General features: G+C 53.9%; 17 protein-coding genes and 1 pseudogene. 2 read left to right on the forward strand and 16 right to left on the reverse strand.

Annotated elements, in window-relative coordinates; all coding sequences use genetic code 11:
• Window positions 1-445: 445 nt before the first annotated feature.
• The 4 genes from ccoP to ccoN are packed head-to-tail and all read right to left on the reverse strand — an operon-like array spanning window position 446 to window position 3,655.
• Window positions 446-1,399, reverse strand: a complete 954-nt coding sequence (gene ccoP / locus PspS34_RS08780; protein ID WP_057715671.1) for a cytochrome-c oxidase, cbb3-type subunit III — start codon at window positions 1,397-1,399, stop codon at window positions 446-448.
• A complete protein-coding gene (locus PspS34_RS08785; RefSeq protein WP_159390382.1) occupies window positions 1,396-1,593 on the reverse strand; it encodes a cbb3-type cytochrome c oxidase subunit 3 in 198 nt (65 codons plus the stop codon). The genes ccoP and PspS34_RS08785 overlap by 4 nt, the downstream gene beginning before the upstream one ends.
• Window positions 1,594-1,611: 18 nt before the next feature.
• Window positions 1,612-2,220 (reverse strand): cytochrome-c oxidase, cbb3-type subunit II, encoded by a 609-nt coding sequence (gene ccoO, locus PspS34_RS08790; RefSeq protein ID WP_057715669.1) that lies wholly within the window; start codon window positions 2,218-2,220, stop codon window positions 1,612-1,614.
• A gap of 10 nt (window positions 2,221-2,230) precedes the next feature.
• Window positions 2,231-3,655 (reverse strand): cytochrome-c oxidase, cbb3-type subunit I, encoded by a 1,425-nt coding sequence (ccoN, locus tag PspS34_RS08795; RefSeq protein WP_057715668.1) that lies wholly within the window; start codon window positions 3,653-3,655, stop codon window positions 2,231-2,233.
• A 94-nt stretch (window positions 3,656-3,749) separates the two neighbouring features.
• Between ccoN and PspS34_RS08800 the strand changes: the two genes are divergently transcribed.
• Entirely contained in the window at window positions 3,750-4,427 is a 678-nt protein-coding gene (locus PspS34_RS08800) for an alpha/beta family hydrolase (protein WP_159389583.1), read from the forward strand.
• 206 nt (window positions 4,428-4,633) lie between these two features.
• Here PspS34_RS08800 and PspS34_RS08805 read toward each other — a convergent pair whose 3' ends face one another.
• Complete coding sequence (locus tag PspS34_RS08805; protein ID WP_159389584.1) at window positions 4,634-6,199, reverse strand: PAS domain-containing methyl-accepting chemotaxis protein; 1,566 nt, start codon at window positions 6,197-6,199, stop codon at window positions 4,634-4,636.
• Window positions 6,200-6,691: 492 nt separating this feature from the next.
• Here PspS34_RS08805 and PspS34_RS08810 point away from each other — a divergent pair, with 492 nt between their 5' ends.
• Entirely contained in the window at window positions 6,692-7,624 is a 933-nt protein-coding gene (locus tag PspS34_RS08810; protein WP_159389585.1) for an NAD-dependent epimerase/dehydratase family protein, read from the forward strand.
• A gap of 131 nt (window positions 7,625-7,755) precedes the next feature.
• Here the strand turns inward: PspS34_RS08810 and PspS34_RS08815 are convergent, their stop codons facing one another.
• From PspS34_RS08815 to PspS34_RS08865, 11 genes and pseudogenes are all read right to left on the reverse strand, one after another.
• Entirely contained in the window at window positions 7,756-8,139 is a 384-nt protein-coding gene (locus tag PspS34_RS08815; protein WP_159389586.1) for a VanZ family protein, read from the reverse strand.
• Complete coding sequence (locus PspS34_RS08820) at window positions 8,136-10,229, reverse strand: YjbH domain-containing protein (RefSeq protein ID WP_159389587.1); 2,094 nt, start codon at window positions 10,227-10,229, stop codon at window positions 8,136-8,138. The genes PspS34_RS08815 and PspS34_RS08820 overlap by 4 nt, the downstream gene beginning before the upstream one ends.
• Window positions 10,226-10,957, reverse strand: coding sequence for a capsule biosynthesis GfcC family protein (locus tag PspS34_RS08825; RefSeq protein ID WP_238786591.1), 732 nt, complete (start codon window positions 10,955-10,957; stop codon window positions 10,226-10,228). Before PspS34_RS08825 ends, PspS34_RS08820 begins: the two co-directional genes overlap by 4 nt.
• Window positions 10,958-10,995: 38 nt before the next feature.
• Window positions 10,996-11,655: a YjbF family lipoprotein gene (locus tag PspS34_RS08830; protein ID WP_159389589.1), complete on the reverse strand. Its 660-nt coding sequence runs from the start codon at window positions 11,653-11,655 to the stop codon at window positions 10,996-10,998.
• Window positions 11,656-11,669: 14 nt separating this feature from the next.
• Complete coding sequence (locus PspS34_RS08835; RefSeq protein ID WP_159389590.1) at window positions 11,670-12,776, reverse strand: polysaccharide biosynthesis/export family protein; 1,107 nt, start codon at window positions 12,774-12,776, stop codon at window positions 11,670-11,672.
• An 85-nt stretch (window positions 12,777-12,861) separates the two neighbouring features.
• Window positions 12,862-13,149, reverse strand: a complete 288-nt coding sequence (locus PspS34_RS08840) for a hypothetical protein (protein ID WP_159389591.1) — start codon at window positions 13,147-13,149, stop codon at window positions 12,862-12,864.
• A gap of 449 nt (window positions 13,150-13,598) precedes the next feature.
• Window positions 13,599-14,085 (reverse strand): annotated as a pseudogene (locus PspS34_RS28490) (sugar phosphate nucleotidyltransferase); the annotation flags it as partial.
• A gap of 163 nt (window positions 14,086-14,248) precedes the next feature.
• Entirely contained in the window at window positions 14,249-15,268 is a 1,020-nt protein-coding gene (locus PspS34_RS08850; RefSeq protein WP_159389592.1) for an NAD(P)-dependent oxidoreductase, read from the reverse strand.
• Window positions 15,265-16,383 (reverse strand): glycosyltransferase, encoded by a 1,119-nt coding sequence (locus tag PspS34_RS08855; RefSeq protein WP_159389593.1) that lies wholly within the window; start codon window positions 16,381-16,383, stop codon window positions 15,265-15,267. The genes PspS34_RS08850 and PspS34_RS08855 overlap by 4 nt, the downstream gene beginning before the upstream one ends.
• A gap of 283 nt (window positions 16,384-16,666) precedes the next feature.
• Window positions 16,667-17,800 (reverse strand): hypothetical protein, encoded by a 1,134-nt coding sequence (locus tag PspS34_RS08860; RefSeq protein ID WP_159389594.1) that lies wholly within the window; start codon window positions 17,798-17,800, stop codon window positions 16,667-16,669.
• 1,026 nt (window positions 17,801-18,826) lie between these two features.
• Window positions 18,827-19,720: a glycosyl transferase gene (locus tag PspS34_RS08865; protein ID WP_159389595.1), complete on the reverse strand. Its 894-nt coding sequence runs from the start codon at window positions 19,718-19,720 to the stop codon at window positions 18,827-18,829.
• Between the last annotated feature and the right edge of the window lie 62 nt (window positions 19,721-19,782).

The raw sequence follows: 19,782 nt of genomic DNA on the forward strand, positions 1-19,782 counted from the left end.
AAAATCGGCCGCAAGTATGGAGAAAGCAGGGGGTCATTGCAACGCGCCATGACCTGGGTCAATGCTTTCAAAAGCTGATTCTGCGGCCTTTCCATGCACCGCGTAGGGACAAAATTGCCCGTGGGCAAAACGTCCCGGCGGACTGATCAGGCGAGGGGGTCAGGTCGGATGTAACGGGGTGTGTTCAAACGCAACGTTTGGCTGACCGAAGGCAACTGGCGCGACAGCCGGTATCTACCAGCCTTTGCGGCCTGTCATCGGGCAGATTCGTCGAACACATCGTTCAGGGTCGACCTGGAACCGGCACCGGCCAGTCCGCATCGGGGGAAGCTTAGACTCGAATCCGGGGTTCCGAAAGAAAGTCTGTGCGAGGGTGCGACAATGGGTCGCAAAGGGGCAGGGAACTGCCGCATCCGGGAGAATGCGGCAGCAGAGCGGTCGGAATTTATTTGCGGTTGTCTTCAGCCTGCAAGCGCTCGGTATTCAAACCGTGTGACAGGCTGTACACATACGCAGCCAGCAACTGCACCTTATCGTTGCCGAGCAGTTCGTTCTGCGCCGGCATATGGCCTTGGCGACCATGCCGAATCGTCTGTTCAAGCTGCGTCAGGCTTGTACCGTAAATGAAGCCGGCCGGGTGGGTCAGGTTCGGTGCGCCCATGGCTTCAGTGCCCTGGCCGTTTGCTCCGTGACAAGCGACGCAGGTGGTGCTGAAGGCTTGCTGTCCGGCCTGCAGGTCGGCTTTGCTGTCGGCGGGCAACGGCAGGCCGGCCAGATCATGGCGCACATAAGCGGCGACGTTTTTCACACCTTCCTCCCCCAGGACTTCACCCCAGGCCGGCATCATCGCCATCCGGCCGCCCATGACGGTGGTCTTGATGGTTTCCGGGTTGCCGCCCCAGCGCCAGTCGCTGTCGGTCAGGTTGGGGAAGCCGAATGCACCCTTGGCGTCCGAGCCGTGGCACACCGAGCAGTTGGAGGCAAACAGGCGGCCGCCCATTTTCAGAGCCTGCGGGTCCTTGGCCACTTCTTCCACGGGCATTGCCGCGAATTTGGCGAAGATCGGCCCGAACTTCGTGTCAGCCTTGGCCATTTCCTTTTCCCATTCGTGCACCCCGGTCCAGCCGTTTTCGTAGCCGGGGAGGATGCCTTTCCAGTTGCCCAGGCCCGGATAGAGGATCAGATAGCCGACGGCAAACACCAAGGTGCCAACGAACAGCATGAACCACCATTGCGGCAACGGATTGTCGTACTCCTCAATACCGTCGAAGCTGTGGCCCATGGTCTGGTCGACACTGCCCTTGGTTTCGCCCTTGCGGGTGCTGAGCAGCAACCAGGTCAGGCCGATCAGGCTGCCGATGGTCAGTACGCAGATCCACGTACTCCAGAAGGTGGTCATGGCCGGGTGCTCCTTGTTGCTGATTCGTCAGTGATGTCGGGTTGTGGCTCGTCGGCGAACGGCAGCAGGCGCGCTTCGGCGAATTCCGGGCTGCGCTTGCCGTTGAATACCCACAGTGTCAGGCCGACGAAGGCCACGAACACCACGACGGTGCCCAGGCCGCGGATCATTCCAGTGCTCAATTCGATCTCTATAAAAGACAGGGGCATGGCTCACCTCTTGCTCTTGATGGCAGTGCCGAGTACTTGCAGGTAGGCGACCAGCGCATCCATTTCGCTCTTGCCTTTGAGCGAAGCGACGGCGCCGGTGATGTCTTCGTCGGTGTACGGCACGCCCAGGGTGCGCATGGCCTTGATCTTGGTTTCGGTATGACTGCTGTCGACCGGGTTGGCCACCAGCCACGGGTACGCCGGCATCTTCGACTCCGGCACGACGTTGCGCGGGTTGTACAAGTGCGCGCGGTGCCAGTCATCCGAGTAGCGCGCGCCGACCCGCGCCAAGTCCGGCCCGGTGCGTTTCGAGCCCCACAGGAACGGGTGATCCCACACGCTTTCGCCGGCGACCGAGTAGTGCCCGTAGCGTTCGGTCTCGGCACGGAACGGACGGATCATCTGCGAGTGACAGCCGACACAGCCTTCGCGGATATAGATATCGCGACCTTCCAGTTGCAGCGCCGTGTAGGGCTTCATGCCTTCCACCGGTTTGTTGGTCACGTCCTGAAAGAACAGCGGGACGATCTGGGTCAGGCCGCCGATGCTCACGGCCAGGATCATCAGCAGCAGCAACAGGCCGACGTTTTTCTCGATAGTTTCGTGTTTCATGGCGGACTCCTCAGGCCATCTGCGCGGCAGCGGCGACTTCGGCAGGCTGCGAGGCCCGCACGGTGCGCCAGGTGTTGTAGGCCATCAGGAACATGCCGCTGAGGAAGATCGCGCCACCCACCAGCCGCACGACGAAGCCTGGGTGGCTGGCCACCAGGGTTTCGACGAAGGAGTAGGTCAGCGTGCCGTCCTCGTTCACCGCACGCCACATCAGGCCCTGGGCGATGCCGTTGACCCACATCGAGGCGATGTACAGAACGGTGCCGATGGTGGCGAGCCAGAAGTGCGCGTTGATCAGGCCGATGCTGTGCATCTGCTCGCGTCCGAAGACTTTCGGGATCATGTGGTACAGCGCGCCGATGGAGATCATCGCCACCCAGCCCAAGGCGCCTGCGTGTACGTGGCCGATGGTCCAGTCGGTGTAGTGGGAGAGGGCGTTGACCGTCTTGATCGCCATCATCGGCCCTTCGAAGGTCGACATGCCGTAGAACGCCAGCGACACCACGAGGAAACGCAGAACGGGGTCGCTGCGCAACTTATGCCAGGCACCGGACAGGGTCATCATGCCGTTGATCATCCCACCCCAGCTCGGCGCCAGCAGGATCAGCGACATCACCATGCCCAGCGACTGCGCCCAGTCCGGCAGCGCCGTGTAGTGCAAGTGGTGCGGACCGGCCCAGATATAAAGGGTGATCAGCGCCCAGAAGTGCACGATGGACAAACGATAGGAGTACACCGGACGTTCGGCCTGTTTCGGCACGAAGTAATACATCATCCCGAGGAAACCGGCGGTGAGGAAGAAGCCTACGGCGTTGTGCCCGTACCACCATTGCACCATCGCATCGGTGGCACCGGAGTACAGCGAGTAGGACTTGGTGAAGCTGACCGGCAGTTCCATGTTGTTGACGATGTGCAGGATCGCCACGGTGACGATGAACGCACCGAAGAACCAGTTACCGACATAGATGTGCTTGGTCTTGCGCTGCATGATCGTGCCAAAGAACACGATGGCGTAGGCGACCCAGACAATGGTGATCAGGATGTCGATCGGCCATTCCAGCTCGGCGTATTCCTTGGAGCTGGTGTAGCCCAGCGGCAGGCTGATGGCTGCCAGGAGAATCACAAGCTGCCAGCCCCAGAAACAGAACGCGGCGATTTTTGGCGCAAACAACCGGGTCTGGCAGGTGCGTTGCACCGAATAGAACGAACTGGCAAACAACGCGCAGCCGCCAAAGGCGAAGATCACCGCGTTGGTGTGCAGCGGGCGCAGGCGGCCGAAGCTGGTCCACGGCAAATTGAAGTTGAGTTCGGGCCAGACCAACTGGGCAGCGAGAAAAACCCCGAGCCCCATGCCGACGATGCCCCACACCACCGTCATAATGGCGAATTGGCGGACCACCTTGTAGTTGTAGGCGGTACTGATAGAAGTGTTCATGGTTCCCCATCCACGGTTCAGCCGAAGTGAGCGCGCAGCGCAAGGCAGTGCACCCTTCGGCCGGAGTTATAGGCAGACTAAAAGCGAGGCAAGCATGGACAAAGGGCACAAGGCCGGTATTGACGGGGATCAATGGGCGCAGTGCGTGCGGGATCATGGATGGTTGTGGAATGCCGCCGCTGGCAAGGCTGCGGCGACGCTGATTCTCGCCCATGGCGCCGGCGCACCGATGGACAGCGACTGGATGAGCGACATGGCTGCACGCCTCGCCGCTCAAGGCGTCAACGTGTTGCGCTTCGAGTTTCCCTACATGGCGCAACGGCGCCTCGATGGCGGTAGACGCCCGCCGAACCCCGCGCCGAAACTGCTGGAATGCTGGCGTGAGGTGTATGCCCAGGTGCGACGCCATGTCACTGGGCCCCTGGCCATCGGCGGCAAGTCCATGGGCGGGCGCATGGCCAGTCTGCTGGCGGATGAATTGGGTGCGGATGGGCTGGTGTGCCTGGGTTATCCGTTCTATGCGGTGGGTAAACCGGAGAAGCCACGGGTTGAGCATTTGGCGGGGCTGAAGACGCGGACCTTGATCGTGCAAGGTGAGCGCGATGCGTTGGGCAACCGGGAGGCGGTCGAGGGTTATGCGCTATCGCCGGGTATCGAGGTGTTCTGGCTGGTGGCGGGGGATCATGACTTGAAGCCGCTGAAGGCTTCGGGGTTTAGCCATGAGCAGCATTTGGCGGCTGCGGCGCAGAAAGTGGCTTCATTCCTTCAGTGAGTTCTTCATTGCCCTTCATGGCCTCATCGCGAGCAGGCTCGCTCCTACATTGGATCTACAGTGGGCACAGATTTTTGTGTCGACAACGATCAACTGTAGGAGTGAGCCTGCTCGCGATGAGGAACTCCTGGGCAACATCACTTTCACCGGCTCAATAAAAAACCCGGAAGCTCTCACTGTCCGGGTTTTTATCATTCCAGCAGCAATCAGCGGTTAAACCGCTCCACCAACGAATACTGGGTATTGGCAGTCTTGGTCAGCTCTTCACTTAGCAACGCCGAGTTCTGTGCCTGTTCCGAGGTCTGGTCCGCCAGTTCCGAAATGTTGCTGATGTTGCGGCTGATCTCTTCGGCCACGGCACTTTGCTCTTCAGTCGCGGCAGCGATCTGGGTGGTCATGTCGGTGATGTTGGCCACCGCTTCGCTGATCCCCACCAACGCCTGGTCCGCTTCCAGTACCCGCGCCACGCCTTCTTCCGCCTGACGATGCCCGGCTTCCATGGTTTGCACGGCGGTGCCGGCGGTGTGCTGGAGCTTGGCGATCAGCGCGTGAATCTGCCCGGTGGACTCGCTGGTGCGTTGCGCCAGCTGACGGACTTCGTCGGCCACCACCGCAAAACCACGACCCATCTCGCCGGCACGCGCCGCTTCGATGGCTGCGTTCAGGGCCAGCAGGTTGGTCTGGTCGGCGATGCTTTTGATCACGTCGACCACACCACCGATTTCGTTGCTGTCCTTGGCCAGTTGGGTCACGGTCACGCCGGTTTCACCGACCACCACCGACAGGCGCTGGATGGCTTCGCGGGTTTCCCCGGCGATGTCACGACCACGACCGGTCAGGCGATTGGCTTCCTGGGTGGCGTCGGCGGTGCGCTGCACGTGGCTGGCGACTTCCTGGGTGGTCGCGGCCATCTGGTTGACCGCGGTGGCCACTTGCTCGGTCTCGACCCGTTGACGTTCCAGGCCGCTGGAGCTGTTGTGCGCCAGGGCGTCGGACTGTCGGGCCTGATCGGTCAGGTGTTCGGCCGTGTCCTGCAGACGTGTCAGGCAGGTTTTCAGGCGTGCTTCCTGACTGAGGATGGACATTTCCAGACGCGCCTGGGCGCCGCGGCTGTCGGTGTACATCTGTGCGATCAACGGATCGGAGGTGGTCTGCTCGGCCAGGCGCAGCAAACGCTTGAGGCCTCGCTGTTGCCACTGGAGGCCCATCAGGCCCAGTGGCACCGAGAGCCCCGCAGCCAGGGCAAACCCCCAGTGGGAGTTCAACGAGGCACCGATCATGAAGCTCAATTGGCTGACTAGAATGAACGGCAGCCAGTCCTGCAGCATCGGCAACCATTTATCCGAGGAGGGAACAGCCGACTTACCCTGGTTGATGCGCTGGTAGAGCGCTTCGGCACGGCGGATCTGCTCGGCGGTGGGCTTAACCCGCACCGACTCGTAACCGATCACCTGATTGCCTTCGAAGATCGGTGTCACATAGGCGTTAACCCAGTAGTGATCGCCGCTCTTGCAGCGGTTCTTCACAATACCCATCCAGGGCAAGCCTTGCTTGAGCGTGCCCCACATATGCGCGAACACCGCTGCCGGCACGTCGGGGTGACGCACCAGGTTATGCGGCGCACGAATCAATTCCTCTCGGGAAAACCCACTGATCTCAACGAAAGCATCGTTACAGTAGGTGATCATGCCCTTGGCATCGGTGGTGGAAATCAACCGTTGCTGAGCGGGGAAGGTTCGTTCGCGTTGTGTAATAGGCTGGTTGTTACGCATGGCGTTTTCAATCCGTGAGGCTTTGACAGGGTGTCGGCGGGGGAGGGGATTTGTTGAGTTTATTTTTCAGATGAGGGGCGAGAGGTCGACTTAAATGTGTATGGGAACAGATTTTTTCGCGTTAGAGGTGTTCACCCAATAGGTGATTTCGCCAGCAGGAGTCCTCCAAAGACTGCGTCTGACATTTACGCAGAGTCAGACCAATCACTCTCTCATTTTAGAAACGACGTTGATGCCGAGCACAGGGGCGAGATGCGTCCGATGCCCAGATACAGAAGTCGATGAGATGTGTACATCGTGATCCATGGACCGCTTAGCATTAACCAATCTCGTGTTTACCGAATGATCTGTGGGATAATTCGACTTCGCTGAGTCGCAATTTGAGTACCGCACCTAAGTAAGTGCTTTACATTCTTTGCACTCAAACTGAAACCAGGGAACATCATCGAGAGGATGTGAACCCCTCCCGAAAATTATGGATAGGTTTTGATCATGGCTAATGGCCCTATTTTAATCACTGGGGGTGCCGGATTTATTGGTTCCCACCTGACAGACGCATTGCTGGCTAAAGGTTACGCTGTTCGGGTCTTCGATGACTTGTCGACCGGTAAACGCTGCAATCTCCCGCTAAATAACCCTTTGCTTGAGTTGATTGTGGGAGATGTTGCTGATGCCGGTGCCGTTGCTCAAGCAATGGTTGGATGTCAGGCGGTTGCACATCTAGCTGCAGTGGCTTCAGTTCAGGCTTCGGTTGATGATCCGGTACGGACCCATCAAAGCAACTTCGTTGGCACGATGAACGTTTGTGAGGCTATGCGCCAAGCTAAAGTCAAACGCGTTGTATTTGCCTCGAGTGCAGCGGTGTACGGAAATAATGGTGAGGGTTTCCCAATCGATGAGGAAACACCAAAAGCGCCATTGACTCCCTATGCCTCGGACAAGCTGGCGAGCGAGTATTATCTCGATTTCTATCAGCGCCAACATGCACTGGAGCCCGTAGTATTTCGCTTTTTCAATATTTTTGGCCCGCGCCAGGACCCATCTTCACCGTATTCCGGCGTAATCAGCATATTTAGTGAGCGAGCTCGGAAAGGACTGCCTATCACCATTTTCGGCGACGGTGAGCAAACCCGAGATTTCGTATACGTAGAAGACTTGGTTAACGTGTTGGTGCAAGCGATTGAGGTGCCGCAGGTTGAGATAGGCGCAATCAATGTCGGAATGAATCGCGCGACGACACTTAACCAAATGCTCGATGCTTTAACTGAAGTATTGGGAGAGCTGCCACCTATCAATTATGGCCCGGGTCGCTCGGGTGATATCCGGCATTCGCGAGCGAACAACAAGCGGCTATTAGAGCGATTCAAACTTCCTGAGCAGACATCGATGAGCGTTGGGTTGGCAAGGCTGCTGGCTAGCAATTAAAAACGCTTAGAGAGGCTTCACCTTTGAGCTGGCTAGGTCTTCAGGCGACGTAGCCAGCTAATTCATAAGCTTCGATAGTTTCAATTAAAGAGTGGGAGCGCGCTGGTTCACGAAAAACATCAGCTAGCGCTTCACGACGCAAGCTCGGAAGCCTTTTCGAACTTGGTGTTCCGATACCCGCGCCACGCCAGAATCACCAACATGCCGCACGTCACGCCGGTGGCATTGGCCACCATGTCACCCCATGACGCGCTGCGCAGCGGCATGAAGCTCTGTTCCAGCTCAATCACCACCGAGCCCACCAACGGCCAGAACAACAACCAGATCAACCGCGTGCCGGGGAACGCCAGATAGGCACTCACCGTCAGGCAGGCGAAACCTGCCCAGTGATGCAGCTTGTCCTGGTTCTCGAACACCTGAGGCACCGGCTCGCCGCGCATCCCGGCGAAACACAGCACCAGCAAGATCACGAAAAACGCGAGTTTGGGCAGGGCTTGCAAGACTCGCTGCTTCATTCGGTGACCTTGTAGAAGTTGTTGTGGAACAGGTCGATGTTGCGACGCTCCGTCAGGGAATACAGCGAGTAGCTGCGCGCCAGTGCGGCACCACCGTCACGGGTCAGCGGCGTCCACGCCAGGCTGGCACGGCGGGTGGTGGAGCTGGCCATCAATTCGTCGAACGGAATCGAGAAGTAAATGCCTTTGCCGAAGCTACCTTCGCCGTACTCTTCCTTGGTCGCATTGGTCACCGTCACCCAGCCACCGAAACGCACGCCATTGTTGAATTCACGGGACAGGTCCAGGGTAACCCCGTAGTCCTTGGCCAGATAACGTCCAACGCTGACCGCACCGAGAATGTCCTGGAACGAACTGCGATAGTAAAGCGTGGCATTGCCGGTAATGGTGTCGTAGTCACGCAGACCAAAGCCCTGATCGAAGTCACGCTGCTTGACCCAGTTCATGTCCACACCCACGGCCCAGCGTTCGCCCATCGGACGATACAGCGCTTCGCCACCGACACCGGCGAACATCGATTCCAGGTAGCCGCCGTACAGCATGCCGTAAAGGTCCTCATCCAGCTGTTTGACCTTGTTCATCTGGAAGGTCGGCATGGTGACTTCCGAAGTCGTCATGTACTGGCGCAGGTCGGTACGCACACGTGGCAGACCGCTAGGTGCGTCGTACTTGAACTTGTCGAAGTTGTTCGCCAGGTTCGCGCTCAGGGTGCCGCTCCACCACAGGTCAGGCTTGAAGCGATACTCGCCGTTCAAGTCCGCACTGAACTGGTACAACAGGAACCCGTCGGGGCCGCCGACGTTTTGCTTGTAGCCCAGACCCAAGCCATAGCTGAGCGGGTCAGGCTTTTGTTCGAACAGGGTCTTTTCCTGATGCGGTACCGGGACGTTCATCTCGGTCACCCGACGCAGGTCTTCCAGCGGACGATCCTCTTGCACCACTTCACGGAAGGTATCGCGAGGCACGCTGACCTCCTCGACCGGCAGGCTGTAGCGCGTGTCGACCATGGTGAACCAGTCGATTTCGTCATTGACACTGTTGTCCAGAATGCGCGAAGCGCGGCCAACGGCTTTCGGCGTATGGAAATAACGCCCTTGCTCGCCATAAACAATGACTTCGGAATCCCGCTGGGTGATGCGCGAAACCGTGTAGCCCGCGTTGGTTTGCAGGCGCTTGGCGACACCGGCCCACTGTACATCTTGCGGCGCGACCATGGGTTTGGTGTCGGACACAGGCTCGGGCTTGGGGTCGAAGCTCTTGGTCGGCGCCTTGCGGGTGGCAAAGTTGGTGTGCATGGTGATGCCGAACATCGCGGTGTTGCCGCGTTCCCAGGCAGCGTGCAGGTCGATCCAGTCGTTGGCTTTGAAAACGAAGCCGAGGTTGATTGGCGAGTCCTGGACCTGGTTGTTGTTCTGCGGTTCGTGCTGGTAGTCGTTACCTTCGTATTCGAGTTTCAGAGACAGTGGGTCCCAGGGCGTTTGGTAAGTTACGCCGCCAAAGAAGGAGGGCGATCCGCGGAAGTACTGGTTGCCGTTGAAGTCACCCGCCTGACTAATGTTGGTATTGGGACGTTCATCGAACTTGTCGTCGAGCCAGCCCAACGGATTGTCCATGTCACCACGATTGCCAATGTAACCCCATGCCAGGCCCAGGCTCAGGTCAAAATCGCCAAAGCGTTTGTTGCCGACAAAATATTCGCTGGAGAACAAGCCGGTACCACCAATGTCACGCGCACCCAGTGCCACTTGCGGCATCCAGTGAGACTCTTCGAGCAGACGCACTTTGGCGTCGATCGCCTTGTCCTTATAGCTCTGGTTGCCACTCAAGTCTTCCGAACCATAATCGCGGTTGGTAATAGCGGTGTAGCGGAACGAACCCTCCAACCAATCGAACGGCTGAAAGGACACGCTATAACGACTGTAAGGATCGGTACGGTTAGCGTTCAGTGACAACTCACCCGCAGGCGCCATGCGCGCAGTAGGCGTTTGCAGCAGCCCCACACCACCAAAGTCACTCTGGGTATAACGCGGTTCTGCCCCCGCCCACGTACTGCAACCCAGCAACAAGCAAGGGATCAAGTGATACTTCATGGCTTAACCTCCAGCAATGGCTGGGTGGCAATGAAGGCAGCCAGTTCGGTATTCAGATCAGGCGTGGGAGCGCCTTGTTTGCTGTTGTGCACCGGCACGTAAATGCGTGCGCCTGGGGCAGGTGGTACGGATGTGGTTTCGTTCCACAGAGCCACGCCATCCTTGAATACTCGGCCGTCAGGCTGAATCACGAACAGCCAATCGGCGTCAGCGTTTGGATCGCGCGGGCAAGCCTTGAGATAGTCGATCGCTGCTTGTAACGGTTGGAACGGCAATTCGCACTCACCCAGTACCGCGCCTTCGACCCGAACCGTGGTTGGGCGAAGCGGGTAAAGCAGTACATCGCCATCACTCAGGAAGCGGTTATTAACGCGGTTCAATTCCACCTGCACCGGGTCAAGTTGGGCGACCTTGCGCCCGGTCACCGGCATGGCCTGCACCTTTTCGCGAAGGCGCGCGGCAAGCGATGCCAACCCAGCCTGATCGCCCACTAGCGCACTACTGTGCAAGGTCGACAGATCGAAAAGAACACCAACCTTGAGACGCTCTTGCGCATCACGCAGAGGGGTATGCAACCAGGCTGCGCCGAGCAGATAAGCCTTGGGGCTTACCTGAGCCTGCAGCAACACGTCATGCAGGCGCGTGCCGTCCACGAACGAATAGCGCCCGGGCTTGGCGGCATCACCCTGCACCGTGACCAGCGAGTCAGCATTTGCGGCAAAAGTCATGAGCAGGCTGCAGCAAAGCAGCCAGGAGGAACGAAAAATCATTGCACTACCGGCTTATTCGGGCGCACTTGAACAATGCGTAGGGGCAATTCGGGGGTGAGGTGCTGCTCGCTGGCCATGATGAAACCGTCGGTGGGGTCGACCCAGAAGCGGTTCTGCGCGGTGAAGCCCAGGCCGTCCATCGCGATCTCTTCGTCCACGCGCAGCAGTTCCACATCGCTGTCGAGGATGTGCACGGTCTCCAGGCCCTTCCTGTTGAAACGGCTGGTCACGATGACACCCACTCGATAACCGTCGGTAAAGTCCACCTGACGTCGGGTTTGCAAGCCATCGGGGATACGGTGCAGTCCGGTTTTGAACGGCGACACGCCGTCGAAGCGAGTGCCATCCAGATTGTCATTGAAACCGGCACTGCGAATGGCCAGGCCGTCCTCGAGCATCAGGATTTGGCGAGTCGAAGCCATCCAGAAGCCGACACCATCCTGCAGACGCACCAGTGCCATCACGGCTTCACCCGTAGGGGCCTCGATAGTGATCTGGTAGTACGGAGTCGCATCGACCTGCTGCCGTGTGAGTTCCAGAGGCGCTGGCCCTTCGAAAGCGGCCTTCAGCGTATCCAAAGAGGCGGTCATCAATGGATTGCAGGCGCTCAACAGCAAGGTGGCCATCGCGAGGATGGCCAGTCGCAGAAATTTCACGAGATTTCCAATTCTTAGTTGTTATTGCCTATGTCATCTTGAATGGCGACACTCGTGCGCAGCAGGTTAGCCGAAGGGAACACCTGGCTGATAAAGCGGTTCCAGCGAGTGACATCGGCCGGGCCGACGTAGACCACATCCTGCGGTTGCAGTTTGAAGTGCTCGGCAAGGGCGAACGCTGAAGGCGACTTGAGGTCAAGCTGGAAAACCTTCGCTGGTTCATCCGCTAGATTCTCTACTCCACGGATCACATAAACCTCTTTGCCGCTTGCGGTTTCCTGACGCAAGCCGCCTACGCTGCCTAGGGCATCGGTCAGGTTCATGTTGCTTCCCTTGAAGATAAGGGCGCGCGCCGCGGTAACCTCACCCAGCACATAGACCTTCTTTTGGTCATTGTAGGGTAGGTGCAGTTGGTCGCCGTCCTTTAGGTAGAGGGCGTGCAGTTTCGAGTCCTTGCGATTGAGCGAATCGAGATCGATTACGTATTCGCGACCGTCACGTTTGAGTACCAGCCCGGAAATATCAGCAGACTCGGGCTGCACCACGCCTTGCCCAATGGCCTCCAAAAGACTTAAAGGCGTATTGGTGATAGGAAACTGGCCGGGCTTGACGAAAGCGCCGGAGAGAATGACTTTCTGGCTGACAAAGCGCACGATGCTGACATCCACTTGGGGCTCAGCAATCACTTTGGCCAGGCGCGAAGCAATGGTCGAACGAAGATCTTCGATGGTTTTGCCAGCAGCTTCGATCGTCCCAACATAGGGGTAGAAGAGGCTGCCGTCGGGGCGAACCATGCGCCCGTTCGCTTCAATCGGTTGCTGCCCTCCTGACGGAGCGGTTAACTCTGGGTGGTCCCAGACGGTAATGTAGATCAGGTCACCGGCACCGATCTTGTACTCAACTGGCTGGTAGCCAAGTAGCTCCGGCGCAACAAAATTCGACCGGTTGGCGGCCGCTTCAATGGCAACAAGTTTGGGAGTAATGGGCACCAGTTCGATCCGACTGCTTTCTGGTGAACCTTCACGTACCAGATTGCCCGTGTCCATGTGCTGACCAGGGGAAAATATGCAGCCTTGCAGGGTCAGGCCAACCAGCATGGCCAAGGGAAGCGCGCGATTCATTGTCGAAATTGCTCGAAGGGAATAGGCAAAACAAAACCTCCCAGCAGGGCTGGGAGGTTAGCGTATCGAACTAAAGCGGGATTTGTTACCGGGTGGTGCCAGTAGTGCCGGTAGTGCCACCGGTGCCGCTAGTGCCTGGAGTTCCATCATTACCACCACCACCGCCGCTGTTAGAGGCAGCAACACCAGCGGCGATAACGCCGGCGCCAATGGCCAAGCCAGTGCCAACCGTTACGCCGCCGGCGATTGGAGTCGACAAGCTCAGATTGGAGGACGCGTCGGGCACCTTGGCGGTGGCCGCAGGGACAGTTTCAGCGGCCATCAGAGGCAGGCTGAGGGAGGTGACGAGGGCCAAGGCCAGTAGCTTTTTCATGTTCATGCTCCTTGAAAGGATAGTCCCTGATGGGTGTTAGGGATTAAGGGTATTGTAGTAAGTGGATGTATTGCAAGCTAGGGCTGCTGGTTTAGGGCTTTTTGGGATATTTTCAGTTTTTTTACCTCGGTATGTTGAGCTGGATGGACCTCTGTCGGACGCGCCCACAAATCATGCCTCGAATTTAACTATCGAGATGGAGATTTGGAGGAGAGCTAAAAACGAGTTCTATTTCCTCCGAGGGCATTGCGTCTGTAGCCTGAGTATTGAAAAGTGCCAGCACAGCACAGCACAGCACAGCACAGCACAGCACAGCACAGCACAGCACAGCACAGCACAGCACAGCACAGCACAGCACAGCACAGCACAGCACAGCACAGCGAGGCGAGGCGGTAGTGGGCAATCTCACTTAAACCGCCTTCCTCGCCACGAACAGAGGGCCTCACCTACTTGGAGCAATCTCCACCACCGAGTTGTCGTAAAAATACAGGCCGGTGACTGCATGGTTTAGCCTTTTCCTCGATGGAAATCGCTTTGCTACCTGCATTGAGCCCCACTATCCCGAAGCGTTCCGAATCACTAACGTGATAACGGAACATTTGGAGTGCGACTGGCCGTTTCGTGGAGCAGCGGGCTGAAGCCGTAGCCATAAAATATTATCACCGAGGTTCAAGTACACATAGCGTTCATCGCGGGGAAGGCTGTTTAGCGTAGTTACGCTTAGTACTAAACGTCAAACCATCGCACAAGTACTTGCGAGGGTTCCGGCAACCTTAATGAGTAGAGATGATTAACACTACACGGATGCTTGCGAGCATCTGCCGCCAGTGGGTAATAGTTCATCGGCTTGTGGTAAACCGGCAGCGTTTGCTTGAGTGTACCGCGTTTGATTGGATGCAATCGGGTACCTGACAAGAATTTGTGAGACATAAGCATCTAATCAATAAATACGTCAAACGCCTGTCGTCTTGTAGGAGGTCCTGCCCCGCAAGCTCAGTCTTTGATATAGCTGCTTACCGCACCGAATCTGTCCGGAGGACGGATGCGGTGCTGCAAAGCCGACATTCACAAGGCTACAAATGCGCAACAGTGGCGGGGCTTATTGCCATTCTTCCGGGCAGTCCTTTTTCCAATCCGCCAGTGCAGACTCAAGGGTGTACTGATATGGATAGTCCTGCTCAACAAGATATCCAGGACGAATATTGTTGGATCGCACCAACTTGCGAATCCGTACTGGGCTAAATGGATGCTTAATACCAAGTGGGCGGGCAATCAATTCAATGCTATAAGCTACGGTGAGAATAAGAGGGTAGGGTATAGCAGGAACCTTGCGTTCAACACCCGCTACTTTGCAAACTGCATCCACGTACTCCTGGATAGAGGGACCAGGATTCATCGACATGTTAAATAGGCTGAAATTCGAGCCTTGTTCCTTCTGACGTTGCAGCACCCACAAGATGGCAGTACACAGCTCTTTAACATAAGTACCCGCTTTTCGGGTGTCACGATTGCCCATGTAAAAAAAGTAACGTTTAAGCACTGCCTTTACCAGGCGCGAAACATTGCCGCCTTCACCTGGGCCGAAAACCACGCCAGGGCGAACGATCACTAAATGACGTTGGGTCTTGTCGGCCGCCAGCCAGGTCTGATGAATCTTCTCGGCGGCCAGTTTTGATCCGCCATAAGCCGTTGCTGGTGCAGGTAAGGAGCGTTCGTCCTTCTCTTGTTCGCTAGGGCCATAAGGTGAAATGGAGCTGGTGAAGATGATTTCGGTGCAACCTACCTGCTCCGCCCAGGTGCAGACGTTCTCGGCGCCGAGCAGGTTGGTTTCGTAGTACTCAAAATCTTCATGCCCCGGTTCGCGGTGGATCGCCGCAAAATTGACAATTTGCGTGATCTTTTCCGGAGGCGACCATGTGATTGCCTGACGAACATCCCCATTCACTTCGACGATCCGAGGATTTTCGTTGACCAATTGAGTACGATAGGGGAAGGGTTTGCTAGCAACCTGTTCCTTATCGAACAGATATATCTTTTCAAAACCTCCAGCGGCAAGCAGCTGTTTGGCAAAGAAAACACCAATAAAGCCGGAACCGCCAAAAATCACAGCGCAAGTCATTTCTTCATCTCTCTCGTACGAGGCTTATCTAAAAGGGATTTGTATAGATTGTACGTAGACTGGGTCATTTTTTCAGAAGTGAAGTGGTCAAGGTAATACCCTCTACCATTAATACCTAGTAGCTTCCATTTTTCTAATGGTGTAGTTGAAACTATTTCTGCTAGTTTTTCATGGTCTGAAATAGGAAAGAGATACCCAGTTAAACCATGTTTGACTGATTCGGATAGCGATGTACAATCGCTAGAAACGACTGCAGTGGAGAAGTTCATTGCTTCCAATACGACCATTGGGAAACCTTCCCAGCGGCTGGTAAGGACTAGAATGTCTGCATATGTGAAGTATGGGCGCATCTCTTTCTGGCTGCGCCAACCCATGTAGGAAATATTGGCGCTGCGCACCTCATCTGGAATCTCTGAATCTGAAATTCCTAGAACAGTTAAGTGAATAGGCTCGCCTTCGAGACGTTTCATTGCAGCGAGAAGCGTGTCAAATCCTTTTGCAGGATCTAAACGGCCAACAAAGATCAGATTTAGCTTATTGCCGCTGAACGGATTGTCAACCACTGCCTCAACAGAGGTGTCAATATTAGCAACACCATTATGTATGACTACAATCTTACTTTCGTCAATCCCAGCGTTGATTGCAGATTTTTTTTCATATTCGCTGACACATATGATTTTATCGGTAAGCTTTGATAAGAGGGACTCTATAATTGAGAATATTTTTTTCTTTTTATTTGATCCGTCCATCAAAAAAGAGAACCCGTGCGGGCAATATACTATTCTAGCTTTAATAAATGGCAAGAGTGGTGCCAGCGCGATCCGACCTAAAATTCCAGCGAATGAGCTGTGGAGATGTATTACGTCTGGTTTTTCTTTTAAGGTGAGTTTTATTAAAGAGACGATAAATGCGGAAAAAGAATGAAAGTTTCTTCCCGAGCGCTTATACGTGTTGATGTTGCTGCTGGGGATCTCTATTAACGATTCTAATTGCTTCTCTGGAACTAAACAGATGGCGGATTGTATTGCTCTGGATGTAAGTTGACTTTGAAGGAGAGTCATCATGACTGAAACTGTGCCGCCGATCTCGACTTCAGTAGCGTGAAGTATTTTCATTCTTGATCTTTAAGGTTTGATGGAGTTGTAGCTTACCCATGATCTCTGTATATCTATTATTAGAATTGAAAATATACAAGCGATCGGGTCAACTGCTGAATATTACAAAAAGCGGATTTATTCGACTGCCTGCGCCTATGTTCGGACGGGCTGAAGTACACGGGCCCTTCTAGGACAATACCTGGTCCATCACGCAGCAGGAAACGTTTAGGACGGGTCTGCCTCAGTTTTTCAGCACTTTTGGCATGGCGAAGGACATTTGTTTCACCGAGGCTCAACCCGTTCAGTTTGTACGAGGTGCGTATTTTACAAAATTTTGAAAGTTTTTCCGAGTTAGCTTAGAGGCACTTGTGGAAGAGTTCTTAAGGATCGTATAAAGAATCATAGGGTAGAAAGGGGACAAGTGTTTGACATAGCTACCATAATCCGGCTCAAAAATACATTGTACTGCCGTAAACGAAATGACAAGTGAAAAACATGCTGCTCTATCCGAGCTTTGTTTCGAATGGAACTCTAAAAGAGCCTCCGACCAAAATTTATAAAATAGCGTGAATATAAGAACTGAGATCAGCATATGGTAAGGAGAGAATAATAAGAAAAGCGGCGCTGGAAACATTAATGTTAGCCATGTAATAAACGAATTCAACCAACCTGTCAGCAGTCCTCCCCCTTGTACCCAAGGAAGAATCATGGTCCTAGCATCTTCATCGCCACTTTCAATTCGAACGTCATTGACCATCGTCCGAAAGCTATCAAGATCGACTCCCAAATAAAACATGAAAAAAGCAGCCAGTGCGAATAGCGCTATGGGAACGGCTGCAAAGAGAACTGTAACACTTCTCGAAAATCTGAAAACTATATAAATGCCCCAAAACATAGCAATAAAGAGGAACCAGTACTGCCGAAAGAAAAAAGCATATACCAGAGCAATAAGGCTCCAAACTACAAGTCCAAAAATTCCGCGTTTTGCAAAAAGTATAAAAGGAGCAATGAAAAGTAAAACTATAAGTTCTTTACTTACTGCGGTCATGAAGACTATGCTCAGAACAGCAAGAAATGCAAGTAATGTGAATTCAATAAAATCAAGTGAGCGCGTTTTTGATTTTTTCAAATACAAATTAAAAGAAAAAAGCACAATTAAAAAAGATACCAGTGAGAACGGAATTGAATTTCGCTCCACCCCGAAAATGGCGAAAAATGCAGCAGTGCTTGCAAATGAATCCCCAGGTGCAAACCCTATCCTTGTTTGTATGAATTTTGATATTGTCACAGAATCATAAAAAAAATAGCGAGGCAGGATGTACTCATTCATTAACGCCAAGAGCAGGAGTAAAACGATCAATGCAGCCCAAAGTGTACCGGAAAACGTAGAGTTGGCGTTTTTTTTAGATGTGATTTTTAATTTGATAAGTTTCATGTTTGCTCAATACGTGCATCGATAGCACTTACTTGCGGTGATGCACAATGGCATACGCCAACCATGGATTTAATACTAAATTGCGTTTTCAACAGCTGAGTGCATCACGATTAGTGAACTGAAGTAGGTGTGTCATATTGCAAGCCCGTGAGTATGAGTAAAACACCTTAATCGGACGCGGCCAGTTAGATCTCTTGCGTGGTCGGATGTTCAGGAAACATGTAAACTTATGTAGCTTCTCTAAGCTGTGCTTGGACAGATCGGTCCCCAGTGGTAAAACTGGCGGACAAGACCATGGATGTTCCCGTTGGTCCCGCTCTGCCGTGAGCTGTGTGGATCTGCAAAGTAAAAAGCGATTTTTGTCTTCTTGGTCACATCCCGGTGCCTAGCCATTTTTTACCCTGATCATATGTCATGTCCATACGAACTGCCAGCGGCATGCTATTGAGCGCAGAACTGGACCGTTTGACCGGCGCAGTTGCATCATTGATTGCCGCCAACATGAAATAGCTGGTGGAGCGCTCAACGAGTGTCCCGACCGCCGAGGCGCGGTGTTCGGCTCGATCAATCTTTGCGCAATTTCCTGACGCGTATCGCATTGATGGCTTTACAAATGGTTTCCCGGCAAGCATAGCGTTTTTCAAAATTTGTCTTCATGCCTTACAGCTTGCTCGCGATGGTTCTGAAAATAAGCTTTTTCGAACTAACGAAGCTCCAGCTCGGAATTTTCTTGACCATGACCAAATTTTCGGCAATACGGCAAACTTTACGACACTCGCGAAAGCTGCGCAACGTGGGCAACGCATCCGCCCTTGAAGAATCGATTACCCGCAGCTACCGGCTGATCGCAGTGGGGAGGCGGCCATGCATTCGAGTTGTCTCGCGCTGACTAAGGTCTTTATGATGCCCTACCTGGATCGTAGCGCGTCCTTCGACCTTGAGATTTGCGTAGGGCACGGTGCACATTACCGATAGGTTTGGTGTTGCTCTCAAATTTTGTGCCGCAAAGTATTGAACCGCTATCTATTATTTTTTTGTGATTACTTCGCTTAAAAATGTATCTAGCTCTATGTTGGTTAGTATTTTTGACCACTCCAGGTCATGCACATCAACTTTGTTGAAATCGAATTCATCGAAATCTTTTCTAGAAAGTATTTTTTCGGCCCAAAGGAAATTTGCTTGCCTCGTTGATGAAAATTGGTCAGCCCATTCGTAGTAGTTAGATACAACTCCAAGTCCCGCGGCGCAGTACTCCAGTGTTTTAGTACTGGTTTGTATATTGAATGGATAAATATTAGGCGTAAAGTTTAAACCCGCCCGCGCCTGCTGGTAAATTTCTGGTAGTTCGTGGCGTTTTACGCGGCCACTAAACTCTACAAACGGGAATTTTGAAAAAACATTAATTACCTCAGCAGGCGCATCACCAACTATCAGGATCTTTAACCCGATTTCTGCTAATCGCAGTAGTTCATTGACCAGTCCCGCTCTACCAATAGAGCCACAGTATATCAAGTCGAAGCGTGGGTTTTTTGGGGGAGGTAAAAAAAGGGCGCTATCTACACCCATGTCTCTTAATACATAGGGGATGTTGTCGGTAAAGTTAAATTTATCTTTGACAGTGGAGTTTAGAAAAACCCTAGCGGTCGGTTTTTTATTGAGAAATCGCTTTGCTAAATCTTTTGTTTTAGCGAAACGAGGCGTTGAAAGGCTTTGGTACTCATGAATTTCAACAAGATCTTTTCGTTTGCTTTTTAAATAGAATGGTCTGATACCCATGACATAGATATGAGCATCGAGATCTCCATCTAATAGATCTTCAAATTCTAGCTGAACATTCCAACCCTTATCCTTTAAAAAAGACGCATAGGCATAAGCCTCTGGCGTGTACGTGCCATGTTTTAATCCAATTCCAATATTCATAATTTAGAAATCTGACTCAGCAATTCGTCAAGATGGCAACAAATTTGATTGATATTAAATGC

It is taken from the genome of Pseudomonas sp. S34 (assembly GCF_009866745.1).
Lineage (GTDB): Bacteria > Pseudomonadota > Gammaproteobacteria > Pseudomonadales > Pseudomonadaceae > Aquipseudomonas > Aquipseudomonas jessenii.